Here is a 22,889-nt window from a genome sequence, read left to right as displayed (position 1 = left end):
GCACTTATCGCCTAATACTTGGTATAATAGAAAGCGTGTTTTGAGGTGATATTATGGCTTTTGATGGTTTGTTTATACATAGCCTGCTAAATGATGTTAAACCAAAAATAGAAAGTGGCAGGCTTTCCAAAATTTATCAACCATTTGAACAAGATCTAGTGCTAACTTTTAGAAAAGACAGAAAAAATATACAATTACTATTATCTGCCAACGCTCAGTATCCACGTTTTTATATTACTGAGCAAACTATTGCTAATCCTGATAAGGCACCAACTTTTGTTATGGTGTTACGTAAATATTTAGAAGGCTCAATTCTACAGTCAATTGACCAACTAGGAGTTGACCGTATTGTCAATTTTTATTTTAGTAATCGTAATGAGCTTGGAGATCAAGTTCAGTTAGTCTTATCGTTGGAGCTAATGGGCAGACATAGCAATGTTATTCTTTATCACCAGAAAAATGGACGTATAATTGATTTGCTCAAAAGAATTAATCCTGATGAAAATAGAGTGCGGTTGCTCTTACCTAAAGCTAAATATGAGTTACCTCCTCTTATATCTGGTATTGATGGTTTCAAGATGACGGAAACAGAGTTTAATAAAAGGGCTTCGAATTCCGATCCTGAAAAATTCGCCGGTCAGATTGGGGGGATTGATCGAGACGATCGTCAAGAGCTTGCAGGTTATTTGGAAGACGATTTTTCTTATTCGTCTTTTAAAACGTTTATGGGTCAGTTTAATAAAAAAGGTGCTTTTATTCTGAAAACACCAAATAATAAGCGAAAGATTTTTCCTTATTTGCCTTACCATCTTAACCTAACTAAAGAAAGTTCTGATCCAGATATTAATCATGCTTTAGACAGTTTTTATCAATATCAATCAAATCAGGATTGGGTAAGACAAAAGTCAAGTCAAATTGAACGAGTTGTAAAAAATGAGCATAAAAAATTAGCCAAAAAAATAGTTAAGCTCCAAAAGCAATTGGATCAAGCTGAAAATTCTGAAGGATATAGAATTAGAGGTGAAATTCTTAATGCAAATTTGTCCCAAGTTAAACCGGGAATGACTGAAATTGACCTGCCTAATTATTATGATAATAATCAACCACTAAAAATTAAGCTTGATGCGGCACTCTCTCCTGCTCGAAATGGTCAAAAATATTTCACCAAGTATAAAAAGCTGCGCGATTCAATTAAACACGTTAAAGAACAAATAAAAATAGCTCAAGACAATTTAAATTATTTTGATACTATTCAAACCGCGATCGATAATGCTGAACCACAAGATATCGATCAAATTAACGAAGAATTAATGAATCAAGGCTACATTAAAAAACCTCAGAAACCTAAACGTAAAAAGAAAATCACTGAGAAAAACCTCAATAAATTTCGCATTTCATCTGGTAAAACTGTTTTAGTTGGTAAAAATAATTTACAAAATGATTGGCTCACCTTAAAAAAAGCTAATAAAACTGATATTTGGTTTCATGTAAAAAATATTCCTGGTTCGCATGTCATTTTGCAATCTGATCAACCAACAGAAAAAGATATTTTAGAAACTGCGGAAATTGCGGCCTATTTTTCTAAAGCTAAAAATTCAGCTCATGTACAGGTTGACTATGTGCAGGATAAAAGAGTAAAAAAACCTAATGGCGCAAAACCTGGTTTCGTAATTTATACTGGACAAAATTCAATTGAAGTAACCCCCGAAAAAGAACGAGTATTAAGCAAAAGAATAAACTAAAAAACGAGGATGATTTATTCATCCTCGTTTCATTTTCGCTTTATTGTCAAATTGGCTGTGTAGTTAACGCCAGCGATTCTAGAACACCCAAAATAAGTTCTGTGGTTTCGATGCTTGAAAAAACAGGTATATTCTGATTCAAAGCTTCATCACGTATTCTGGTTGCATCGTCACTAGCAGAATCAGATAAGTTAGTAATGTTAATCACCATATCAATTTTGTGTTGTCGTATTTTATCTAACAGACTGTGAGAACCATGACTAATTTTGGAAACAATTCCTGTGGTTATTCCAGCTTCTGCTAGGCCATTAGCAGTACCTTCAGTAGCAATTATTTTGAAACCCAGACGATAAAAACGTTGAGCCAATGACGTAACTTTTTCTTTGTCTTCATCACGAACAGAAATAAAAATTGTACCAAAGTTAGGTATTTTTAGTCCACTGGCTTCATAGCCTTTGTATAAAGCTTTTGCAAGCTCAGTATCTCGCCCCATGACGGATCCAGATGACTTCATTTTTGAATCAAACGTATTTTCACTTTGGTAATCAATATATGAGAAAACTGGCATTTTGACAAAAATAAAATTATTTGAATGCCATAAACCGTTTTTATAGCCTAAATCAGGTAAATTCTTGCCAATAAGGACTTCCGTTGCACAATTTGTAATATCTTTTCCAATTGCCTTAGAAAGAAAAGCAATATTGTGACCAGCATATGGCTTAATTTGCAGTAAAAAGATTTTCTTTGCAACAATCAAAAAATGTAACGTGAATATACCACGCATATTTATGCGTTTGACTAACTCAATAGCATATTCAGTAAGTAACTTTTTGCCTGTTTTTGTTAAATTTTGTGGCTTAAAAACAGCTATTGAATCTGACGCATGAGATCCTGTTTGCTCCAAATGCTCAATAATACCAGGAATTGTGACATTTTTACCATCTGAAATGGCAGTAATTTCATATTTATTTCCTTCAATAAAATGAGATAAACTGACCTTGGATAATTGATTTTCCTTTAAATATTTCTTTAAAGCTGGCAAATCATAGACAACAGCAGATTTTTGCTTAACGCCCATATTATTAAATCCGCCAATGAGAATTGGAAATCCATGTTCATTGATAAAATTTTTAGCCTCTGTCTTATCAACTGTTGTTAAAAGTTTATTTTGACCTAAACTTTTTAATGGTTTAGTTAAAACCTGCTCAATCCGATCTTTCGGATTAATGTTTTTACTGCCTAATATATTTAAACCATTTTCTATTAGTTTTTTACATAAAGCATTCATTTCTTTGCCAGAGAACTGAACTAAAACATCTTTTATTTGCTCTTTTTTAGCAATATGTAAGATACTTTCAAGAGTTATAGGTTCTAAATAAACCTTATCTGCCCTTTTATAGCTAATTGCTACAGATTCATCATTATTTGATAATAAAACAGTGGCATAATTATTATTATGTAAAGTATCTATTGCATGACTAATCATGTAGTCAAATTCGCTTGTAACTGAAACTTGCGAGGGTAACATACCGATTACTAGCACTTTTTTAGCTGCAGATAACACTTGGCTTTCATCATGAACTCCATATGAGCCATAGTATGCCTTAACCAACGGCTTAATTGTTCCCGCTGATCCATCTATTTGCTGATAAGCCGGCTTCAAATGTAATCTTATAAGCCTCTTTTCGATCGCATTAATATCAGTATCAGAAAGATCAGAAATTAACGCGTTGCGAAATCCTCTCTTTTTCGCTTCAATCAATAATTCATCTGTTAGATTTCCAGCTGCTAATTTTTGTCCTATCTCCACAATATGCGCCAGTTTTTGAAAATAAACTGGATGAATATGAATAATTCTTTGCAGATCATGATAACTGAAACCTTTAGATATTGCAGCTAAAAGCTTAATTAAATGTGACTCATCGGGATGCTCTAAATCACTTGCTATTTCGTTTTTTTCTTTCGCTTTTTCAGTTTTAAAAATCTTAAGTGACATTTTTAGGTTAACTGTTGATGCAAGACCTTTTAAAAAAGCGGATTCAAAATTCGTTCCTATTCCGATTGCTTCACCACTGGCTTGCATTTTGGCACCTAATAAATAATGGTTGCTGCCGGATTGTGTTAATGACCAGAAAGGCATTCTAACTGCAACTTTATCTAAGGTTGGCTCAACAGCAGCATTGAGACCTGATAAGGGATCTGTTATTTCATCTAAACGGTAGCCAATAGCTACTTTACATACAATATAACCTAAGCTGTACAATCCCACTCTTTTTGACCAAATTGCACTGCGTGTTAACCTCGGTTTTATTGATAAAATTTTTACAGAGAACTTTGTTCCCTCATGTTTGACAGCAAAATGAATATTTAATATTCCAACGATTTTTAATTTGTTGGCAATTACTTTAGCAATTGCACGAATTTTTTGTACTTGGTCGTTGTTCAGCGTTAAAGCTGGCATTACTGTAGCAGAATCTCCTGCATTAATAGCTACGGATTCAACAGTATCAGCTAAATTGGTAAAGAGGATATTTCCAGAGCTATCACGAATTATGTTTGCAATGACTTCTTCCCAAGAGGAAAGATCTTCAGACAAATGATAATTGCCAAAGGAAAAACTTTCTGATTGTCTTTCTTTTGTTAGATACTCGTTCAAATCGGAAACGTTGTCAAAAATAATTTGTGTATTTTTGGCTGAAGTATTTTCTTTAATAAGCATTACTGGAAACTGAACTTTTTCAGATAGCTGTTTCTGAATATCAACAGCACTAAAATCAGTTAAATTCCAATATTTATTAGCCTCAATTTGATTTTCAGCCAAAAAAGCATTCATTTTTTGATGATTATCCATTGTGAGAGTTTGTTTGTTCAAGGTCAGCAGGCTAACTCCCATTTTTTGCAATATACCATCCTGAACTAGTTCTCGTGTAACTTTTAATCCTGTAGTTGAGCCATAAGCAGAAATAATAGCACTTGGTTCTTCCATGCGAATTATTCTTTTTAGAAATTCCAGTGTCATTGGTTCAAGATAAACAGTTAGCCCAGATTTTTTGTCAGTAGAAATAGTTGCAGGATTGGGATTAACTAAAACAACTTGAATATCTTCTTCAGAAAGTGCTTGAATTGCATCTTCAACTAGTAAATCAGTTTCAGATACTTTACCAACCAAGGTTGGGCCAGATCCAATGATTAAAACTTTATCTAAGTCATTCTCTAAAGGCATTTTTACACCATCATCTTTACAAAACTATCAAAAATAGGAAGAGCATCTAGACTTCCAGGAGCACCTTCAGCATTAAAAGCTGTACCAATTACCTTATTGGCTTTATTACTGTAACCAGCTAATAACTCACTGTGGAGATCGTATAATTCTTTTTCCATTTCAAATTGGACGCTGTTTGGCAGTACTAATTGATCTATATTCATCGCCACTTGCCAAATCTCATTCGTATTTTGGTCAATAACAGGATAATTAATGCCATTATATGATTGAGGCAAAGCAACTAATTCAAAATTAAGAAATTCACTTAAGGCTAAAAAGCCCAGACCAATTCCCCAAAGAGGAATTTTCCTATAAAATGCTGCCAAAATAGGATTAAGATTCTCTTTGAGTTCATCCACTTTTCCTGGACCACCCGAAATAATAATTCCTTGCGGTCGCAGATTTTTAATATCAGGTACTGAGACGTTATAAGGTAAAACGGTAGCGTTGACTTTTCGTAAAGACAATTCTCTAAGCATAGAATGCTTTAATCCCAGATCGATAATAGCTACAGTTTTACCCACATTAGGTACCGCATAGGCATTTTTAGTTGAAACAGTAGCAGACTTGTTTTTAGGCAGAACTAAAGCTTTGATTTGATCAAAAGCATGTTCGTCATTTGTGTCCATGATTGAGGCTTTTATGGTTTTCTCTTTATTTAAAAGATGAACTAAAGCCCTGGTGTCAACGTTATAAATAGCCGGTATGTTTTTTTCCTTTAAAAAGGAAGCTAAATCTTGAAAGTTATTACTATCTGAAATATTTTGAGCTACATCATTTGCAATAATTCCTTTTACAGTTGGATTAATACTTTCATAATCTATTGCGTTAATGCCATTGCCACCGATCATAGGAGCAGTAAAAACTAAAATTTTACCAGTGTTTGTTGGATCAGTTAAAGCTTCCTGATAACCAAAATTACCAGTTTGAATTGCTAATTCACCTGTAGAAATTATTGAAGCTCCCAATCCCTCTCCCGGAAATGATTGACCATTTTCCAGAATTAAATATCGTTTCATTTAATCACTTTTTTCTCTTAAGTCAGCCAATTGTTGCAAAAAAATTTGTGGAGGCTGAATTTCAAATTCCAGCCACTTGCCTGAATGTGGTTGTTCGAATCCCAAAACTTGAGCATGCAAAAATTGACCATTACCTTTTAAGGTATGATGTGGTCCGTATAATGGATCCCCTGCAACGGGATGCCCAATATACGCAAGGTGTACCCTAATCTGGTGTGTACGCCCTGTTTCAAGCTGACATCTTATTAAACTATATTTTTGAAACTGTTCTAGGACAGTAAAATGAGTGACTGCATTTTTACCTTTCTCAACTACAGCCATTTTTTTACGATCATAATGATCACGTCCGATCGGAGCTTCAATTGTTCCAGATTTTTCAGAAAAATTCCCATGTACAATTGCTAAATAAAGCCTTTTGTTAGTCTTTTGTGCTAACTGTTTCTCTAAGTTTTCACGCGCAAAAGCATTTTTGGCCACCATCAATAAACCAGATGTGTCTTTATCAATTCGATGCACAATTCCCGGCCGAAAGCCTTCAGGACTTTCGGCTAAATTTTTTGTATGAAACAGCAAAGCATTGACAAGAGTGTGATCTGGATGTCCAGCAGCCGGATGAACCACCATACCTTGAGGTTTGTTAACAACTATTACATCTTGATCTTCATAAATAATATCAAGCGGTATATCTTCTGGAACTACTGCCAAAGGTTTTAACTTCGGTACACTAACTGAAATCAAATCATTTTTTTGTACCTTATAAGAAGTTTTAACTGCCTTGCTGTTGACTAAAATATTTTTATCTTGCACTAAATCTTGGATCCTTGAGCGTGATAAAGATGGAATTTTGGTCGCGAGCACTTTATCGATTCTACCTTTTTCCTCCTGAATTACGAATTGATATTTATCAGGCATTATTTTTTTCGCTTTCATCAAAAAACAGAAGATAAATAAAAACGAGTATTATTCCTACTGTTATTGCAGAATCGGCAATGTTAAAAATATTGAATTGAATAAAATCGACTTGGATCATATCAATGACGTACTTTAGATGAATCCGGTCAATTAAATTACCTATTATTCCCCCAAGAACTAATGCAACTCCAGTACTGAAAAGCTTACTATGAAATTTTTTAATAAACAGATAATATAAACATACTATGATGGCAATAATGCTAATTAAATAAAAAAGTCCCATTTGACCAGGAAGAATATTCCAAGCAGCACCTTCGTTTTGCACGTAGGTAAATGAAAAAATATGAGGAAGAACCTGGTGTGATTCACCAAGTCTATAGTTACCAGCAATAAAAGACTTTAAAGCCTGATCGAAGATCACTATTAATAACGAAATAATTAAATATAAAAATTGCATTGCTACTTTTAAAATAAGCCACTAATTTTGCCGTTGTTATCAACATCAATATCTAATGCAGCAGGATGCTTAGGTAACCCAGGCATGTCTAAAACATGTCCGGTGGTTATGACAATGAAGCCTGCTCCATTTTTTAAACTGGCACCTTTAACATGCAAGGTAAAATCATTTGGAGCACCTAACAATTTTTGATTATCAGTGAATGAATATTGTGTCTTGGCAATAATTACAGGCAACTTATCCTTCCCCATTTTTTCCAGTTCTTGAATATCTTTTTCCGCTTTTTCACTATATTCTACTCGTGCGGCATGATATATTTTTTGCGCAACTTTTGCAATTTTAGTTTTAACGTCATCATCTTTTTGGTAAGTCGGAATAAGATGACCACTTTGAGAATTTGCCAAATCAAGGACTGCTTTTGCTGCTTCTATGCCACCTTTTGATCCCTGTTCATGATAATCTACCACAACAGAGTCAATTCCTTGTTCCTTGATCAATTTCTGTAAAAGATTAAGCTCATTTTCAGTGTCTGTAGTGAAGTGATTAATTAAAACAATAACTGGGAGACCATAATTACGCATATTATTCATATGCCTCTTAAGATTTTCAAAACCGTCGCGTAAAGCAGACAGATTTTCCTTACTTAAGTTCTCAGTAGTTCCTTCAGCTTGATATTTTAAGGCACGGACAGTAGCCACAACTACACTGGCATCTGGTTTTTTATCGAGATGTTCAGAAACAAAGTCCATGAATTTCTGACCACCCAGATCACTACCAAATCCCGCTTCAGTCAATACATAGTCGCTTAGGTGTAAGGCTAAATTCGTTGCCATGACTGTGTTTGCACCATGAGCAATATTGGCAAATGGGCCACCATGCACTAAAGCAGGAGTATGCTCAATAGTTTGTACAAGGTTGGGCTTTAAGGCGTTGGAAAGAAGAGCAGCAATTGCACCTTCAAAACCAAGATCCTTAACGAAAACAGGCTGATCATCAATGGTATAACCAACGAGCATTAATCCAATTCTCTTTTTTAAATCGTTGATGTCAGTCGACAAACACAGAATCGCCATTAATTCGTTAGCAACTGTGATTGCAAAACTTGATTTATGCTCAACACCATTAAACTTTGAACCCTGTCCAACAGTAATATTTCTTAAACTGCGATCATTCACATCAATTCCGCGTTTTAAGAGGATTCTGTCAGGATCTAGCTTAAGTTCATTTCCTTGATAGATATAATTGTCTACTAGTGCTGCCAAAGTATCAATAGCGGCGGTTAAAGCGTGCATATCTCCGGTAAAATGGAGATTAATGTCTTCCATTGGAATTACCTGTGCCTGACCTCCTCCAGTTGCTCCGCCCTTTAAGCCAAAAACTGGCCCCATTGACGGTTCTCTTAAAGCAATCATGGTTCTTTGATGTAACTGATTGTTTATGGCATCTCCTAAACCAATCGTCATAGTTGACTTGCCTTCTCCAGCAGGAGTAGGTGAAATAGATGTAACCAAAATAAGTTTACCAAGGTGTTGGTTTGCCATGGTACGTTTTATTGCCTGCCAGTTAATTTTAGCCTTGTCGTTACCATAAGGTTCAATGTCAGTATCTCTTAAGCCAACCTTTGCGGCTATTTCATTAATAGGTAATGCGTGAGCTTCTTGTGCAATTTGAATATCTGATTTCATTGCGCATGCCTCTTTCTATAAATGTAAATTGTTAAATCTAACTCTTCATTTTAAGTAATATCCTTTTCATATTAGAATTTAGGTCCCACCTTTTGTTTAATCAATTGTCATTATAACAAATATTGATCAATTTTTATGCATTGCCAGTCACAAATTAAGAATTACGCTAAATTTACTTTTTAACTGATGTAAAAAACAGGCAGAGGTCTGCCTGCTTTACTTTTCAAATCTTAATAAGTAATACTGACCAAATTCAGCAATTCTGATTTTATAAATTTTTAGCAGCTGCCAGTCGAAAATAATTGCTGGTTCAGATGTCAATTTTGCTTTAGCACGAAATGGCAACTTAAATATTTCATTGTTCCAATAAGAATTAAAGTAAGTATGAACTAATAATATCAAGAATAATAAGGCACAAATTAAAGCCGGCCAGTTGAAAATTTTTGTACTTTCATATAAGAAAATAAGACATAAAAAAAGAACTATTAATACCCAGCTGAAATAAATTAATCCACTGCGACCTAAAATAATGAAATGTTTTTTTCTCATAAGGCTCCTTTTCAATACCAAATTTCTGTTTCAAGATTGCTATGATCAGTCGTATCGAATAAAGTTTTCATGTAGTTGCTAAAACGAGGTCTTTGATTGACTAAAATTTTAAATTCTGGAGAAGAATATAATTTTTTTAATTGCTCCTTTTCGATATGATTGTGACCAGTAAAATACTGATAATTCATCTCTATAAACAAATGATTTACCTTTTGCAGAAGCTCAGATTGTTCATTACTAAAATTATCTTTCTTATTCGAATTTCCTTTTAAATTTTTTATTTGAATTTCCTTCAAATAATGGTGAAAATGAGCTAAATTTTGATCTTCCAGCTCTTTTTTATTCAAAAATGGTTTCATGTTAAATGTATGACGCTGATATTTAATGTTATCTGGTCTTACCTTGATTACCCCATATCCCTGGTCATATGAACAAAAACTTGAGGTGACCACTTCTATCGTATGTGTTCTTTCTAGTGGTCCAATTATATTTTGAGCATGTATATGACCAGAAAAGGCAACTTTAATGTTGAAATCCTCACACAGACGACGTAAAAGTTGAGCATTATTTAGTACAAAGCCACGATTTACTGCCGGATTATGAGCATACAGATTATGATGCATAAATAGAAGGGGTCTCAGATGATTTCTTTTAGCATTTTCCAACTGTTTTTCTAGCCAGATAATTTGTTCCTCATTTATTTGTCCTTCAGTAGCAGGGGCACCATTTGCCTCATGTTTACCATAAATATTGGAATCCAGCAGTATTAAAAGGTAACGCTGATTTAATTGAACACTGTAAGCTAGCGAACCAGGATCAATGCTCAGTGCGCAGTCATATGAGCTTTTAAATATTTCCTGCCAGTCCCTTGGGCTTATTTGATGAGCAAAAAGTTGATTTGGACCTTTAAAAGCACGCGCCCAACCATCATATATATCATGATTCCCAGGTAAAACCAATAGTTTTGTTGCTTTTAAACGAGAAAATATTTCCGCAAATTTTTGTGCAGAAATAAGTTCTCCGTTAAAAGTTACGTCTCCAGTAACGATGATAGCGGCTGGTTTCTTTTTATTAGCAAAATCAGTAAAAGCGCGAAGAGCTATTTCTTGGTAAGCAAGATCTTTACCTTGACTAGTATTTTGAATAAGTTGAAATGCATGGCCATTATCATGCAAACTATCAGCAATTAGGTGAGTGTCTGTAATAACCCAAAACTCTGTATTTGATTTTTCAGTAATCATTTTTTTCTTGCCCAATATTGGTAAAAATCTACTCTTAAATTGCCATTAAATAGTTTTCGCTTTTTTGTAGCTTTTTTACCAAAAAATTTTTCAAAAGCAGGATCTCCAACTAAATAATACTGACTGAAACTATCATATTTTAGAAGTGAGTCGCCCATCTGTTTATAAAGATTTTCGGCAGATTCTCGATCTTTCAGCCTTTTACCATATGGTGGATTTGCAATTATAACTCCATTTTGTAAATCCGTAGCAAAATCTTTTACCGCAACCTGTTTAAAATAAATATCTTGTAACACACCTGCGTTATTCGCATTTAATTTTGCAATTTCTAAAATAGACTGGTCAATGTCACATGCCCATATAGGTTGTTCAAGTGGTTTGATTTTATTCTTTGCTTCTGCAACCAATTCATTATGAATAGTGCTGTCAAACCAATCAAAGCCATCAAAAGCAAATTGGCGCCAAATTCCTGGAGCAATATTTTTTCCTATTAAGGCTGCTTCAATAGCAAGAGTACCAGAACCAGTCATTGGATCTATTAAGGGATGACTGCCATCATATGGAGTTAGTTTTAATAATCCTGCCGCAAAGTTTTCTTTCAGAGGAGCCCCTCCATGTTCAATGCGATAACCCCTTTTAAATAAACTGGGCCCAGTTGTATCTAATGAAAGCCTTGCAATATCTTTGTTTATATGAATATCAAGAGGATATTCATTACCGTTTTCAGGCAAGAAGCCGCGACGATGATACTGATCGGACATTTTATTAACAATCGCTTTTTTTACGATTGATTGAATGCCTGGCTCAGAATGTAATTTAGACCTGACTGATCTGCCTTTCACAGGAAATTTAGCGTCAACAGGTAGTAACTCTGCCCAATCAATTTCATATACTTGGTTAAAAAGAGTATCAAAATCCGTGGCTTTAAATTCCTTCAATAAAATTTTAACTCGGTCTGCTGTTCTTAACCAGAGATTGGTTTTGACAATATCAGTTTCATTACCGGTAAAAAAGACTCTCCCGTTTTCAGTGTGTGTTTTATAGCCCATTGCCTGCAGTTCTTTGGCAACAACGCTTTCAAACCCAACGCCCATAGTTGTATATAGTTTATATTTTCCCATCTTTATTCTTTCTTTTCTTTAAAAAAAGCGTTGAGCCCTTTGAAAAGCTCAACGCTGCCAATGCAAATTTCTGTAAGCCACGTTCTGTTCAGGTATTTGTGGCATAAATACCTTCAGCAGCCATCTATCTTTGCTAAATATTAGCAATCCAATCTTTAGTTCATTTCCTTAGATTGAAACGCCCCCACCAAGTTTGGGTTGCACGCTCGCAGGGTTTACCTCGTTCCACCAGAAGCGTTTCCGCCTCTGCTTCGTCACTGTGGCACTTTTCAGAATATTCATGCATGTCATAATAGTGATTTAGCACTTTTTTCGCCGTAATTGTAAATTCTTTAGCTTATTGGGCTAAATACGAACACTACAAGCATCGCAGCTCGTGCGTGCGTGGACTTTCCTCAGCCTGACCTTTTCAAGATCAAACCGCGACTGCTCAAAATTTGCACCATTAAAAATTATATCAAAGCTTACTCTTTTTGTAACCCATAAACTCGCTGTTCCAAATTATATACCTTCCGTTCAAGAGTCGAAATGCGTTGAATGATAGCCATATTAGTAGAATTTTCTTTTTGCGAATCTGCCTCATTTGTTGGACTGAAACTCTGAGTGGAACGTTCTTGGGTCGGTGTATAAGTCCGCACTGATTCTTGAGTAGCAGCTGGACTGACTCTTCTGGTCTTTTGCTCTTGAATAGAATCTTCTTTATGTCGATCGTCCATCAACTCTCCCTGAAGCTTGCCAATCTGACCATAAAGATCTTCAATAATTTGTTCAAATGTATCGTAATCAGCAATTACTTTGTCTAAAAAGGCATCAACCTCATCTGGATCCAAACCTTTAACCTTTGTTCTAAATTGTTTTTTTAAAATATCCTGAGTGGATAGTTGAATATCATTTAAATCTGCCATGATAATATACAACTCCTTTTTATATCACTTTTATTCTAGCAAAAACTGGACTGGCTTAAAACTAAAATGTTAATTTTAAAACAAAGTTATCTTATTCTTGATATTCGTCATCTTGATTTTCCTGAAATTCTTCTGCTTCATCCTGCAGATCATAAAAATCAATTAATTCTAATGGATATTCTGTCGTTTCTTGGTATTTTTTGATTAAATTATAGTCAAACTTGGGCTTTCCAGGATTTTCTGGGTCATAGATCATCAGGGCTCTATCTGTATGCATAAGCATGAAGTTTTGATAATTGCGCAGTTGAACAGGATTTTGGTAAGTTTCTTTTGAAGTGGAAGCAAAAAAATCAACTTGCTGTTTTAAAGAGAGATACTTTTCCTGATTATTTTCATTCCATCTGCTGGCAAATTCCTCATAAGGAACAATGATAGAAACCCTTAAAGAATATTTTTGTCGCAAGTCGATTGCGACCTCACTTGCCCACTGCTCTACACCCAAATTAGCTCCAGTTATTAGCCAGTCAAGTTGGTTATTTTCTATTAGGCTTATCATATGTTTTTTTAGAACCATTTTAATAATTTTTATCTTGGGGTCTTTGTCTCCAAATGTATTAAGCTCATAATTACGGTATCCAGTTACCCACAATCTTTGCATAATGAAACAGATAGCTCCTTGTTCAAAAACTTTTTCTTTATTGCTATAATGCTAGCAGGAGTGATATTTATGGTCAAATATCCAACAGGCAGTTCTGCCGCTTTTCGCAAATCAAATTATACTTCTCAAGCCAAGCACCAAAAAAGAAGACACAAAAATATTAATTTTTCTGACCGGGGGATGAACCTTGAGCAGATGATTAATGAATCTAATAAATATTATCGTACAAAAGAAATTGCAGTGGTGCATAAAAAGCCAACGCCAGTTCAAATCGTTAAGGTAGACTACCCTAAAAGGTCACGTGCAGTAATAAAAGAGGCCTATTTTCGCCAAGAATCCACTACGGATTATAATGGGGTTTATAAAGGTTATTACCTGGACTTTGAAGCGAAAGAGACCAAAAATAAAACCAATTTTCCTTTAAAAAATTTTCACGAGCATCAAATAATTCACTTGGCAGAATGCTTGAAGCAAAAAGGAATATGCTTTACAATAATAGGATTTACAAGCTTAAACCGCTATTTTGTAACTCCGGCAAGTGCAATAATAAAAGCTTGGTGGACTAAAGATAAAAGTTCATTAACGTTAAAAGAAGTCGAGGATTGGTCAATAGAGATTAAGAGTGGCTTTCAACCTACTCTGCCATACCTGAAAGCTATAGATTCTTTTATCTCGGATAGGAAAATACACGATGACAAATAAAAATTCAAACTCAAATAATGGACGTGAATCACGTAAGAATTACCGGCAAAGTTTGCCTAAACCATTGTGGCGTCGAATACTTAAGTGGACATTTTTAGGTGTTTTTTTAATTTTGGTAGCTGGCGTAGGTTTGTTTGCCTATTATGCTAAAGATGCTCCAAACATTAGTCGAGCTGATCTTGAAAGTGGTGGTTCGTCAGGATTATACAATACAAATGGCAAATTTATCATGTCCCTTGGTACTGAAAAAAGATTATACGTCAAGGACAGCAAGGATTTGCAACTGCTAAAAGATGCTATTGTATCAGTTGAAGACAAGCGCTTCTACAGAGACAAGCTGGGAATTGATCCTATTCGAATTGCGGGTTCAATGTTAACTAATGCTAAAAGCAAAAGCATTTCTGCAGGTGGTTCTACAATAACCCAGCAATTAGTTAAACTGACAAAATTTTCAACTGCTGCTTCCCAAAGAACTTTACGCAGAAAGGCTCAGGAAGCATGGCTGGCTATGAGAGTCCAAAGAGAATACAGTCATGATGAAATTTTAGAATTTTACATCAATAAGGTATATATGAATTATGGTAATACCGGAATTGGCACTGCTGCTAACTATTACTATGGCAAAAAGATCGGAGACCTGGACTTAGCGCAAACAGCCATGCTTGCGGGAATGCCTAATAGACCAACCGTATATAACCCTTATACCTACCCAGAATATGCAAAATATAGGCGTAATATTGTTCTAAAAGCAATGTTAAACAATAAAAAAATATCTCAGGAACAATATGATGAAGCTAGGAAAGAAAGCATAAAAAAGGGTTTAAAACCTCATAATCAGCGTAAGCAATCTAACTTACGCAAAATTAATGATCCCTATGTGAAGGAAGCAATTGCTGAAGTCAGAGCTAAAGGCTTTGATCCTTTTCGTGACAATTTAAAGATTACCATTAATATGGATCAAAAGGCTCAAAAGAAACTTTATCAATTGGCTAACAGTGGTCAGGTTCCTTTTACTAATGACAAAATGCAAATAGGAGCATCAGTGGTTGATCCAAGTAATGGTCACGTAGTAGCTATACTTGGTGGAAGGCACCTGCCCTCTTCAGTTCAATTGGGTTTAGATCGTGCAGTACAAACCACTCGATCAACGGGTTCTTCGATAAAACCAGTTTTAGACTATGGTCCGGCAATTGAATATCTCAATTGGTCAACAGCAAAAATGTTAGATGATAGCAAGTATGTTTATCCAGGAACGAATGTCCAGCTCTACGACTGGGATAATAAATATGACGGTATGATGACTATGAGGCATGCTTTGGAACAGTCACGTAATGTTCCTGCAGTCAAAACTTTGAGAGAAGTTGGCGTTAAACGAGCAGCAAAATTTGCTGGGAAAATGGATATCAATGTTCCTAAGGACTCAGGTTTGTCAGTGGCAATTGGTGCAAATGCGTCAAGCTTGCAGATGGCCGGTGCTTTTAGTGCATTTGCTACGATGGGAATCTATCATAAACCGCAATTTGTTTCTAAAATCGAAACTCCTGATGGACTTACCAGAAATTATGACTCTGAAGGCATTCGAGTGATGAGCAAGGCTACTGCCTATATGATTACAGACATGTTGAAAGGAGTAATTAAACACGGCTCTGGAACCAACGCACAGATTAGAGGTTTATATCATGCGGGGAAAACTGGTTCTGTTAAATATTCAGAACAGGATTTGGCACGATACCCAGCATACGCTGCAACACCTAAAGACTCTTGGTTTGTGGGTTACACCCCTAGCTATTCAATTGGTGTTTGGACGGGCTATGATAATCTGAAAGATGGTACTATTTCTGGTGTTGGTCAACAATCTGCACAGCTTTTTTATAAGAACATGATGACTTATTTAATGAGAAATAAAGAAAATGTTGATTGGCAAAAACCTGACTCTGTGATTCGGGCTAAAATCGCTAAAAACTCAAATCCACCAGAGGTATCATCTACAGGTGAATGGCAGTTGTTTGTTCGTGGCCATTCTCCTATTGGTATTGTTGATGACAGCAGCGATTATGATGAAGATGATGAAAAAACTAACACTAATGATTCATCTTCAACTAATACTCAGGGAAGATATTCTGTTCATCACAATCAAAATGGCTCAACTAGGCAACCTGATAAAAATCAAAGAAAAGCGAAAAATTCAAAAGACAAGAATAAAAACAATACTAGTGAAAATAATTCACAAAATTCAGGTCAAAATAATGAATCTGGCAATTCTGATTCAGGTACCAGTTCTGATCAAGAGCAAAGACCTAACAAACCTGGAGGAGAAAGCAACAATTCAACCAATAATGAAAATAATGAACATTAACTAATAAAAACGTCGAAAAATCTTTCGACGTTTTTATTTTTTATTGTTTTTCAGTATAAGGTAAAAAATGAATTCTATTAAAAAAATAAAGGCAAAAAATATTGTTAAAACAGTTAAGGAAATCAATTTTACATACATAGTATTAGGAACGCCAGTTCCATCATATGGACGAAGCCATAAGAATAAAGCAAAACCCAAAAATAAAATTGCTAAAATAAAATTAGTCGTTTGCCAACCACTCATAGTATAGTCTCCTTTAATATTATTTTGATAAAGAAATTATACTAAACTTTTATTTTTTAAACACTATTTTTCTATTAAATAACTGTAAGGATCATTTTTATCACGCGCTGTCATGGAATAGCGACCAAATAAAATCATTGCGTGATGTGTATGAATCCATTCGTCTTTTGGTAAGATATCTTCTAACCTTTTTTCTACTTCAAGAGGTTTGGCATTTTGAGGCACTATATGAAATCGTTTAGAAATTCGTGACACATGTGTATCGACTGCTATCGCAGGAATTCCAAATCCCTCTGCTAAAACAACATTAGCAGTTTTCTCACCGACTCCCGGCAAAGAAATTAATTTATTTTTATCTTTTGGAATTTTACCATCATATTTTGAAACTAGAATTTCCGCAGTTTCTTTTAAGTGCTTAGCTTTTGAATGATAAAGCCCAATTTGGGAAATATGATTTTCTATTTCTGGAATTGTTGCCATGGCCAAATTCTTAGGTTCAGGATAATCCTTCATAAATTTTGGCATTACTCGATTTACCATCTTGTCTGTTGTTTGAGCACTCATTAAGACAGCACATAACAAATGAAAATTATTGTCCCAAACTAATTCACTTTTGGCATCAGGATACATTCGGTTGATACACTCTAACACTTTTCTGGCTTCATTTTTACTAAGTAATTTTTCTGCTTTCATTTAGCGGTTCCTCCTCAAAAACTTTTGAACTTCACTACTTGTTCTTAAGTTATGTCTTTGCCAATTCAGCAAAATACGGTCAACGTATTTTAGGCTATATGCTTGAGATAAGACAGCTTCGCGCAAGGCCAACTTAATAATAGCTGGATCGTAGTGATCTACATTGAGCCAGGCAGAAATTTCTTCTCGTTCTATTGGGCTTAAATAACGACCAAATTCAATTTCAAACTGCCTTACTAATTGATTTAACGGAGTGTTATCAACAGCAGTTTCCGCTTTTTTAGCAGTCATTTTTTTATTGACAGACAAAGTTTTATTCTCCAACAGTTGGTCCAGTTTATCATATAACTGGTTAAGGTTATATTTGTTTCCAATCATGCCACTCTTGTCAGTTATTTGGTCAATTACAATTAAATTTTTTTCAATTAATTTTTGAATTAAAGCAGTGATTTCTGTAACAGAAAAATTAGTATTAGCCGCAATCTGTTCATTGGTAGGAAAATAATTGTTTTTTTGGGCAAACATTTCCAATTGGATAATGACCATCATTTCTGCATCGTCAATATTAAGTTGTGGATAATAAGCAAGTAACCCGTTTGATAAAGTAGTGAAACCAAAGAAGCGGTAATCATTATAGCGCATATTAATCTCTCCCTTTAAAAAAGTTGAACTAAATATTTTTTAGTTCAACTTTTAACTATACTATTAACTTTAATTTAAGGTTCTAGACGATTAATCATTCTCGGGAATGGAATAGCTTCACGGACATGATCTAATTTGCAGATCCAAGCAATAACACGTTCAAAGCCCATACCGAAGCCGGAATGAGGCACACTGCCGTATTTACGCAAATCTAAATACCAGCTGTAATCATTCTCATTCAAGCCGGCCTCATGAATTTGTTTGAGCAATGTTTCATAATCACTTTCGCGTTCAGAACCACCCATGATTTCGCCATAACCTTCTGGTGCTAAAACATCTGCACATAGATATTCCTTAGGATTATCAGGATTTTTCTTCATGTAAAATGGTTTAATACTTGTCGGGTAATTAACAATGAAAAATGGACGATCAAATTTTTCGGAAATAAAAGCTTCGTCGGGAGCACCAAAATCATCACCCCATTTGAAGTCGCGTCCATCGTCTTGCAATATCTTTACTGCATCGTCATATGACAAGCGTGTAAAGTTACCCTGTGCTGCAGGCTCTAATTTTTGGGGATCACGACCTAAAATTTCTAATTCATATTGACAATGCTTGAGAACTTGACCAGTCACATATGACAAAAAACGTTCTTGCAAATCAAGAGATTCATCCTGATGCATCCAAGCCATTTCTGGCTCCATCATCCAAAATTCAGTTAAATGACGGCGCGTTTTTGATTCTTCAGCTCTAAAAGTTGGACCGAATGTAAAAATTTTACCGAATGCTTCTGCTCCAACTTCACCATATAGTTGTCCGGATTGTGATAGATAAGCATCTCCTCCAAAGTATTCCGTGTGAAATAATTCGGTAGTTCCTTCAGGTGCAGAATGCATAAAGATAGGAGCATCAAATTTTACAAAGCCTTCATTTTCAAAAAAGTCAACTGTAGCTTTGAAAATAGTATTTCTGATGCGCATAATTGCAAAAGGACGTTTGCTTCTAAGCCATAAATGTCTATGGTCAAGCAAAAATTCAATCCCATGTTCTTTGTTACCGATGGGATAACCTTCGTTGTTAGTAATTAGCTTTAAGTCGGAAATTTGAATTTCATAACCAAAATGGGAGCGCTCATCTTGGTGTACAGTTCCCTTAATATAAAAACTTGCTTCTTGATGCAAAGATTTTGCAATTTCAAACACTTCATCAGAAACTGCATTTTTACGAACTACTCCCTGAAAAAAGGCAGTACCATCACGTAATTGTAAAAACACTATTTTGCCGCTTGAACGTTTGTCAGTCAACCAAACGTGCATCCGTACTTCTTGGTCAACATGCTTGCGACAATCTTCTATTGAAATTAATTCTGTCATAAACTTTTATTCCACTTTCCTTATCGTAATCAAATTAATGATACCAAAGTTTGATCAATTTAGCGACTTAACCTACTAATTTTCCATCTTTAAAATTATAAAGCTGATAATGATATTCACCAGCTATATTTTTAGAACTTACTTCCCAGACGGGTTTATTTTTATACCAGCCCAGATTTACTTCAGTAATTTTTTCATTAGGTTCTTTTGCAATATATTTATTACGTATGAGTCCTTCATTTACACCTCTACGTGCTGAATAAAGATATGCTTTTTTAGATCCTGGCAAGTAGATAAAATAGTATGTCTTATGGTCCTTAGTTAGACCCTTAAGCGCATAACTATTAACACCACGATTTAAATGATAGTTTTTTTCTGTATATTTGATAGGAGTCTTTTCGATTGCTATTCTGTTGAGTTCACGAGTTTCTGACCGTTCTGGATTACCTGCTTTATAAAAAATAACAATGAAGGCAAAGTATAAAAAGATCAAAATTATAAATACCCATGCTAAAAATTTAAATGTTTGTTTTGTATCATCTTGTATCATAGTTTGTTAACTTTTCCTGTAAATTACTTAAAGATGTTTTTTTTACTTTAACTGGAACGGCTGCCAGAAAAACTGAACCATAATCTTTAGACCAGATTCTTGAATCTAGTATTAAAAACTGGCCCTTATCTTGCTCTCCACGAATCAGCCTGCCCATCCCCTGCTTAAAGCGAATAATTGCCCGCGGCATTGTATCAGAGTTAAAAACATCTATACCTTTGTCAACAAGTTGTCTTTGGCGCAACTTAACTTCCGGTAAATCAGGAGATTCAAAAGGCAATTTAGTTGCTATTACCAAATCAACACCACATTCATGAAAATCAATTCCTTCCCAAAAACTATCTGCTCCTAAAATAAGTGCTTGTTTGGCAATTGCAAATCTTTTAATAATCCGGTTATTTGAACCAGAGACACCTTGTGCCAAAATTTCATAATCACGTAAGCTGGGAGAATTTATAATAGCACTAAAAACATTTTTTATTTGTTCAAGATTTGTCATAAGAACTAAAACATGACTTTTATTTGTCAGATCTTTTTCCAAAATCTGAGTTAGATTTTTCTCATACTTTGGATCGTTAATATCAGGAAAGTCAGTCACAGACAATACTTCAAGATGTTTACTCAACTTAAATGTGCTTGTTCCTATATACTTTTGTGGTGCTAAATCAGTTAAGCCAAGAAGCTTAGTGATAAAATCGAACCCTTTTCCACTGGTTAAGGTAGCACTGACAAATGAAATATGGTTGAAGCGATCATATATTTTATGAAGTTCTGGCGTTGCATCAAGCATTAGCCAGCTTAAATTGGCACTTAAAGGATCTTGCGGATTAGTTAAAGTAATGATAAACCCTTCTAAATTGACATAGACTTTTTTTCGAAGTAAATCCGATAATTGATAGCTTTTGGTGATATAGTCATCAAGTTGATCTATTTGATCAGAAATTTCACTTAAAATAGCATCCCTATCGATATTCGAGCTGTCAGTTTCATTGTAAAGCTTAAATAAGATTTGATTTGTGTTCTGTCTGATGCTTTCTAATTTTCGTTGTAATTCCGCCAATTTAGTTAAAAATTGACTATTCTTGGGAAAAAGATCCATGCCCCTGAAACTGAGAAGCAAGTTGCCATTGGCTAAAGTATTTTGACTGACAGCTTTTTTCTTTTTTGAACAGAGCAAACGTTGCAAATGATTAATAACTTTGATCAAATCAAGTATTGCCGGATCTAATTTCTCTAAGAGAAAATTAAACTGTACATCATTGCCATATTGGTTAAATACACTGTCATCAGCATAATAAAGTAAATTACGCAGATGATTAAGAACTCCCCACAATGATTCAAATTGAAATGAATCATTCCTTGAAGTGATCACATTGTCAACAAAACGATGAGCTTCGTCAATAACGAGGTAGGGATTTTGACCCCAAATTGTATCATTATAGTGGTTCGCTAAATAAGCATGATTCGTAACTAAAATGTCAGCCTGCTCCTGCCTTTGTCTTGCCAAATTCCAGAAATCAACATCAGCAAAAATACTGCCGACACGAGCATCTCCAGGGTGAGCAATTTGGGCAAATAAGGGAGCACGATAATTGGTCAGTTGCAATTCATCTAGATCACCTGTCTGAGTTTCAGTTAACCAAACCAAAATGCGCATCTGTAACACCAAAGTTAGTTTATTTGGAGTTCCCTGATACAAACTTTGGTAAAAACCATCTAAGTCAAGGTAATGGCTGCTGGCTTTTACTTCTTCTGCTTTTAAATCCAACTTGGTTACATTCAGTAATTGTGGAATTTCCTGATCTATTATTTGTCTTTGCAGTACTTTGGTTGGCGTGGCAATTACCAATTTTCTGTTTGTATATAATCGATAGGAATATGAAAACAAGTAAGAAAAGGTTTTACCAGTACCATTAGGTGCTTCTATCAATAGTGCTTTCTGTTTAGGGTTACTCAAAAACTGCTCAATTCGATTGATGAGGTCTACCTGAGGCTGGCGGTAATTAATTTTATTTTTAAATAATCTCTTTTTGTCCGTATCACTTTTCGGAAAAACATTTGACTGTTGATGTTCAACATTATTAAGTTTTTCTTGTTTTCGTAAAATTATTTGTCGTACTTGCTGATAATGTGAAGATAACGGCCTTTTTTCCTTGCGTGCGTTATCAGCAATGGTAGTGAAAATCCATGAAGTGTCACGTATTAAACCGTGAGCCAAAGAGCTTAGCGTATTTAAAGTAGCTTGAGGAAGATTTTCAAGTCGTTCAATTATTTTTATTAATAAAACAGCGGTGCCGTAGGCATCAGAATCTGCTTTATGAGGGTTTAAATGTCTAATCTGCAGGCGAGTTGTCAAATCGCTTAACTTGTATGATGGTTCAGTAGGAAATGCAATTTTTGCCAGCTCTACCGTATCTATTGCGCGATTAGTTAGTGGTTCATAGCCGTGCTGCACTAATTCAAAATTTAAAAATGGCAAATCAAAATTAACATTATGAGCTACAAAGACAGTATTTTTCAAGATTTTGACAATCTTGGGTGCATAATAAGCAAAATCTTTTTCTTGAGCTACATCTTTGTTGTGTATATGGGTTAAATTTTGCACCGCTATCGGAATTTCGCGGTGAGGATTAATCATAAAAGAGTAAGTCTTGACAACTTTCATATTCTTAATAATAGCGCAGCCAAACTGAATGATATGATTATTTTCTTCCCGTTGTGTTCCCGTAGTTTCTAAATCCACTACAGCAAAAACGGTATGCTCGAATGATTTCATTTT

General features: G+C 34.9%; 19 protein-coding genes and 1 other RNA gene. 3 read left to right on the top strand and 17 right to left on the bottom strand.

The window, feature by feature from the left end; all coding sequences use genetic code 11:
- Positions 1–53 precede the first annotated feature (53 nt).
- Positions 54–1,742 carry an NFACT family protein gene (locus LACWKB10_RS04280; protein ID WP_034979162.1) on the top strand — a complete coding sequence of 563 codons (1,689 nt, stop codon included), beginning with the start codon at positions 54–56 and terminating at the stop codon, positions 1,740–1,742.
- A gap of 46 nt (positions 1,743–1,788) precedes the next feature.
- On the opposite strand, the gene LACWKB10_RS04275 is transcribed toward LACWKB10_RS04280, so the two are convergent.
- From LACWKB10_RS04275 to LACWKB10_RS04230, 11 genes are all read right to left on the bottom strand, one after another.
- Positions 1,789–4,965, bottom strand: a complete 3,177-nt coding sequence (locus LACWKB10_RS04275) for a carbamoyl phosphate synthase large subunit (protein WP_034979159.1) — start codon at positions 4,963–4,965, stop codon at positions 1,789–1,791.
- Between the two features lie 2 nt (positions 4,966–4,967).
- The gene (locus LACWKB10_RS04270; protein WP_034979157.1) at positions 4,968–6,023 is read right to left on the bottom strand and encodes a carbamoyl phosphate synthase small subunit; all 1,056 of its coding nucleotides are present in this window, start codon (positions 6,021–6,023) and stop codon (positions 4,968–4,970) included.
- Entirely contained in the window at positions 6,024–6,935 is a 912-nt protein-coding gene (locus LACWKB10_RS04265; RefSeq protein WP_034979466.1) for an RluA family pseudouridine synthase, read from the bottom strand. It lies immediately after the preceding gene.
- Complete coding sequence (lspA, locus tag LACWKB10_RS04260) at positions 6,928–7,392, bottom strand: signal peptidase II (RefSeq protein ID WP_034979154.1); 465 nt, start codon at positions 7,390–7,392, stop codon at positions 6,928–6,930. Before lspA ends, LACWKB10_RS04265 begins: the two co-directional genes overlap by 8 nt.
- 8 nt (positions 7,393–7,400) lie before the next feature.
- Positions 7,401–9,077, bottom strand: coding sequence for a formate--tetrahydrofolate ligase (locus tag LACWKB10_RS04255; protein WP_034979152.1), 1,677 nt, complete (start codon positions 9,075–9,077; stop codon positions 7,401–7,403).
- 216 nt (positions 9,078–9,293) lie between these two features.
- Positions 9,294–9,626 (bottom strand): hypothetical protein, encoded by a 333-nt coding sequence (locus tag LACWKB10_RS04250; protein ID WP_034979149.1) that lies wholly within the window; start codon positions 9,624–9,626, stop codon positions 9,294–9,296.
- Positions 9,627–9,637: 11 nt separating this feature from the next.
- Positions 9,638–10,867, bottom strand: coding sequence for a metallophosphoesterase (locus LACWKB10_RS04245; protein ID WP_034979146.1), 1,230 nt, complete (start codon positions 10,865–10,867; stop codon positions 9,638–9,640).
- Positions 10,864–11,988, bottom strand: coding sequence for a class I SAM-dependent RNA methyltransferase (locus LACWKB10_RS04240; protein WP_034979143.1), 1,125 nt, complete (start codon positions 11,986–11,988; stop codon positions 10,864–10,866). The genes LACWKB10_RS04245 and LACWKB10_RS04240 overlap by 4 nt, the downstream gene beginning before the upstream one ends.
- Before the next feature lie 68 nt (positions 11,989–12,056).
- An RNA gene (gene rnpB, locus LACWKB10_RS09975) (RNase P RNA component class B) lies at positions 12,057–12,426 on the bottom strand.
- A gap of 26 nt (positions 12,427–12,452) precedes the next feature.
- Positions 12,453–12,893: a DivIVA domain-containing protein gene (locus LACWKB10_RS04235; protein ID WP_034979140.1), complete on the bottom strand. Its 441-nt coding sequence runs from the start codon at positions 12,891–12,893 to the stop codon at positions 12,453–12,455.
- Between the two features lie 91 nt (positions 12,894–12,984).
- Complete coding sequence (locus tag LACWKB10_RS04230; RefSeq protein WP_034979137.1) at positions 12,985–13,551, bottom strand: DUF1273 domain-containing protein; 567 nt, start codon at positions 13,549–13,551, stop codon at positions 12,985–12,987.
- A gap of 69 nt (positions 13,552–13,620) precedes the next feature.
- Between LACWKB10_RS04230 and recU the strand changes: the two genes are divergently transcribed.
- Both recU and LACWKB10_RS04220 read left to right on the top strand, forming a co-directional pair.
- Entirely contained in the window at positions 13,621–14,253 is a 633-nt protein-coding gene (gene recU / locus LACWKB10_RS04225) for a Holliday junction resolvase RecU (RefSeq protein ID WP_034979134.1), read from the top strand.
- Positions 14,243–16,609, top strand: a complete 2,367-nt coding sequence (locus LACWKB10_RS04220) for a transglycosylase domain-containing protein (RefSeq protein ID WP_052060283.1) — start codon at positions 14,243–14,245, stop codon at positions 16,607–16,609. The genes recU and LACWKB10_RS04220 overlap by 11 nt, the downstream gene beginning before the upstream one ends.
- A 33-nt stretch (positions 16,610–16,642) precedes the next feature.
- Here the strand turns inward: LACWKB10_RS04220 and LACWKB10_RS04215 are convergent, their stop codons facing one another.
- The 6 genes from LACWKB10_RS04215 to LACWKB10_RS04190 form a co-directional block, all read right to left on the bottom strand.
- Positions 16,643–16,852, bottom strand: coding sequence for a DUF3923 family protein (locus tag LACWKB10_RS04215; protein ID WP_046332109.1), 210 nt, complete (start codon positions 16,850–16,852; stop codon positions 16,643–16,645).
- Positions 16,853–16,915: 63 nt separating this feature from the next.
- Positions 16,916–17,545, bottom strand: coding sequence for an endonuclease III (gene nth, locus LACWKB10_RS04210; protein ID WP_034979130.1), 630 nt, complete (start codon positions 17,543–17,545; stop codon positions 16,916–16,918).
- Entirely contained in the window at positions 17,546–18,187 is a 642-nt protein-coding gene (locus LACWKB10_RS04205) for a DnaD domain protein (protein ID WP_034979127.1), read from the bottom strand.
- 74 nt (positions 18,188–18,261) lie between these two features.
- The gene (gene asnS / locus LACWKB10_RS04200) at positions 18,262–19,560 is read right to left on the bottom strand and encodes an asparagine--tRNA ligase (RefSeq protein ID WP_034979125.1); all 1,299 of its coding nucleotides are present in this window, start codon (positions 19,558–19,560) and stop codon (positions 18,262–18,264) included.
- 67 nt (positions 19,561–19,627) lie between these two features.
- Entirely contained in the window at positions 19,628–20,110 is a 483-nt protein-coding gene (locus LACWKB10_RS04195) for a hypothetical protein (RefSeq protein ID WP_034979122.1), read from the bottom strand.
- A complete protein-coding gene (locus LACWKB10_RS04190; RefSeq protein WP_034979119.1) occupies positions 20,097–22,886 on the bottom strand; it encodes a helicase C-terminal domain-containing protein in 2,790 nt (929 codons plus the stop codon). Before LACWKB10_RS04190 ends, LACWKB10_RS04195 begins: the two co-directional genes overlap by 14 nt.
- Positions 22,887–22,889 lie beyond the last annotated feature (3 nt).

This window comes from Lactobacillus sp. wkB10, assembly GCF_000760615.1.
GTDB lineage: Bacteria > Bacillota > Bacilli > Lactobacillales > Lactobacillaceae > Lactobacillus > Lactobacillus huangpiensis.
Note: the sequence above shows the minus strand (reverse complement) of the source record. Positions and strands in the feature narration are given on the sequence as shown.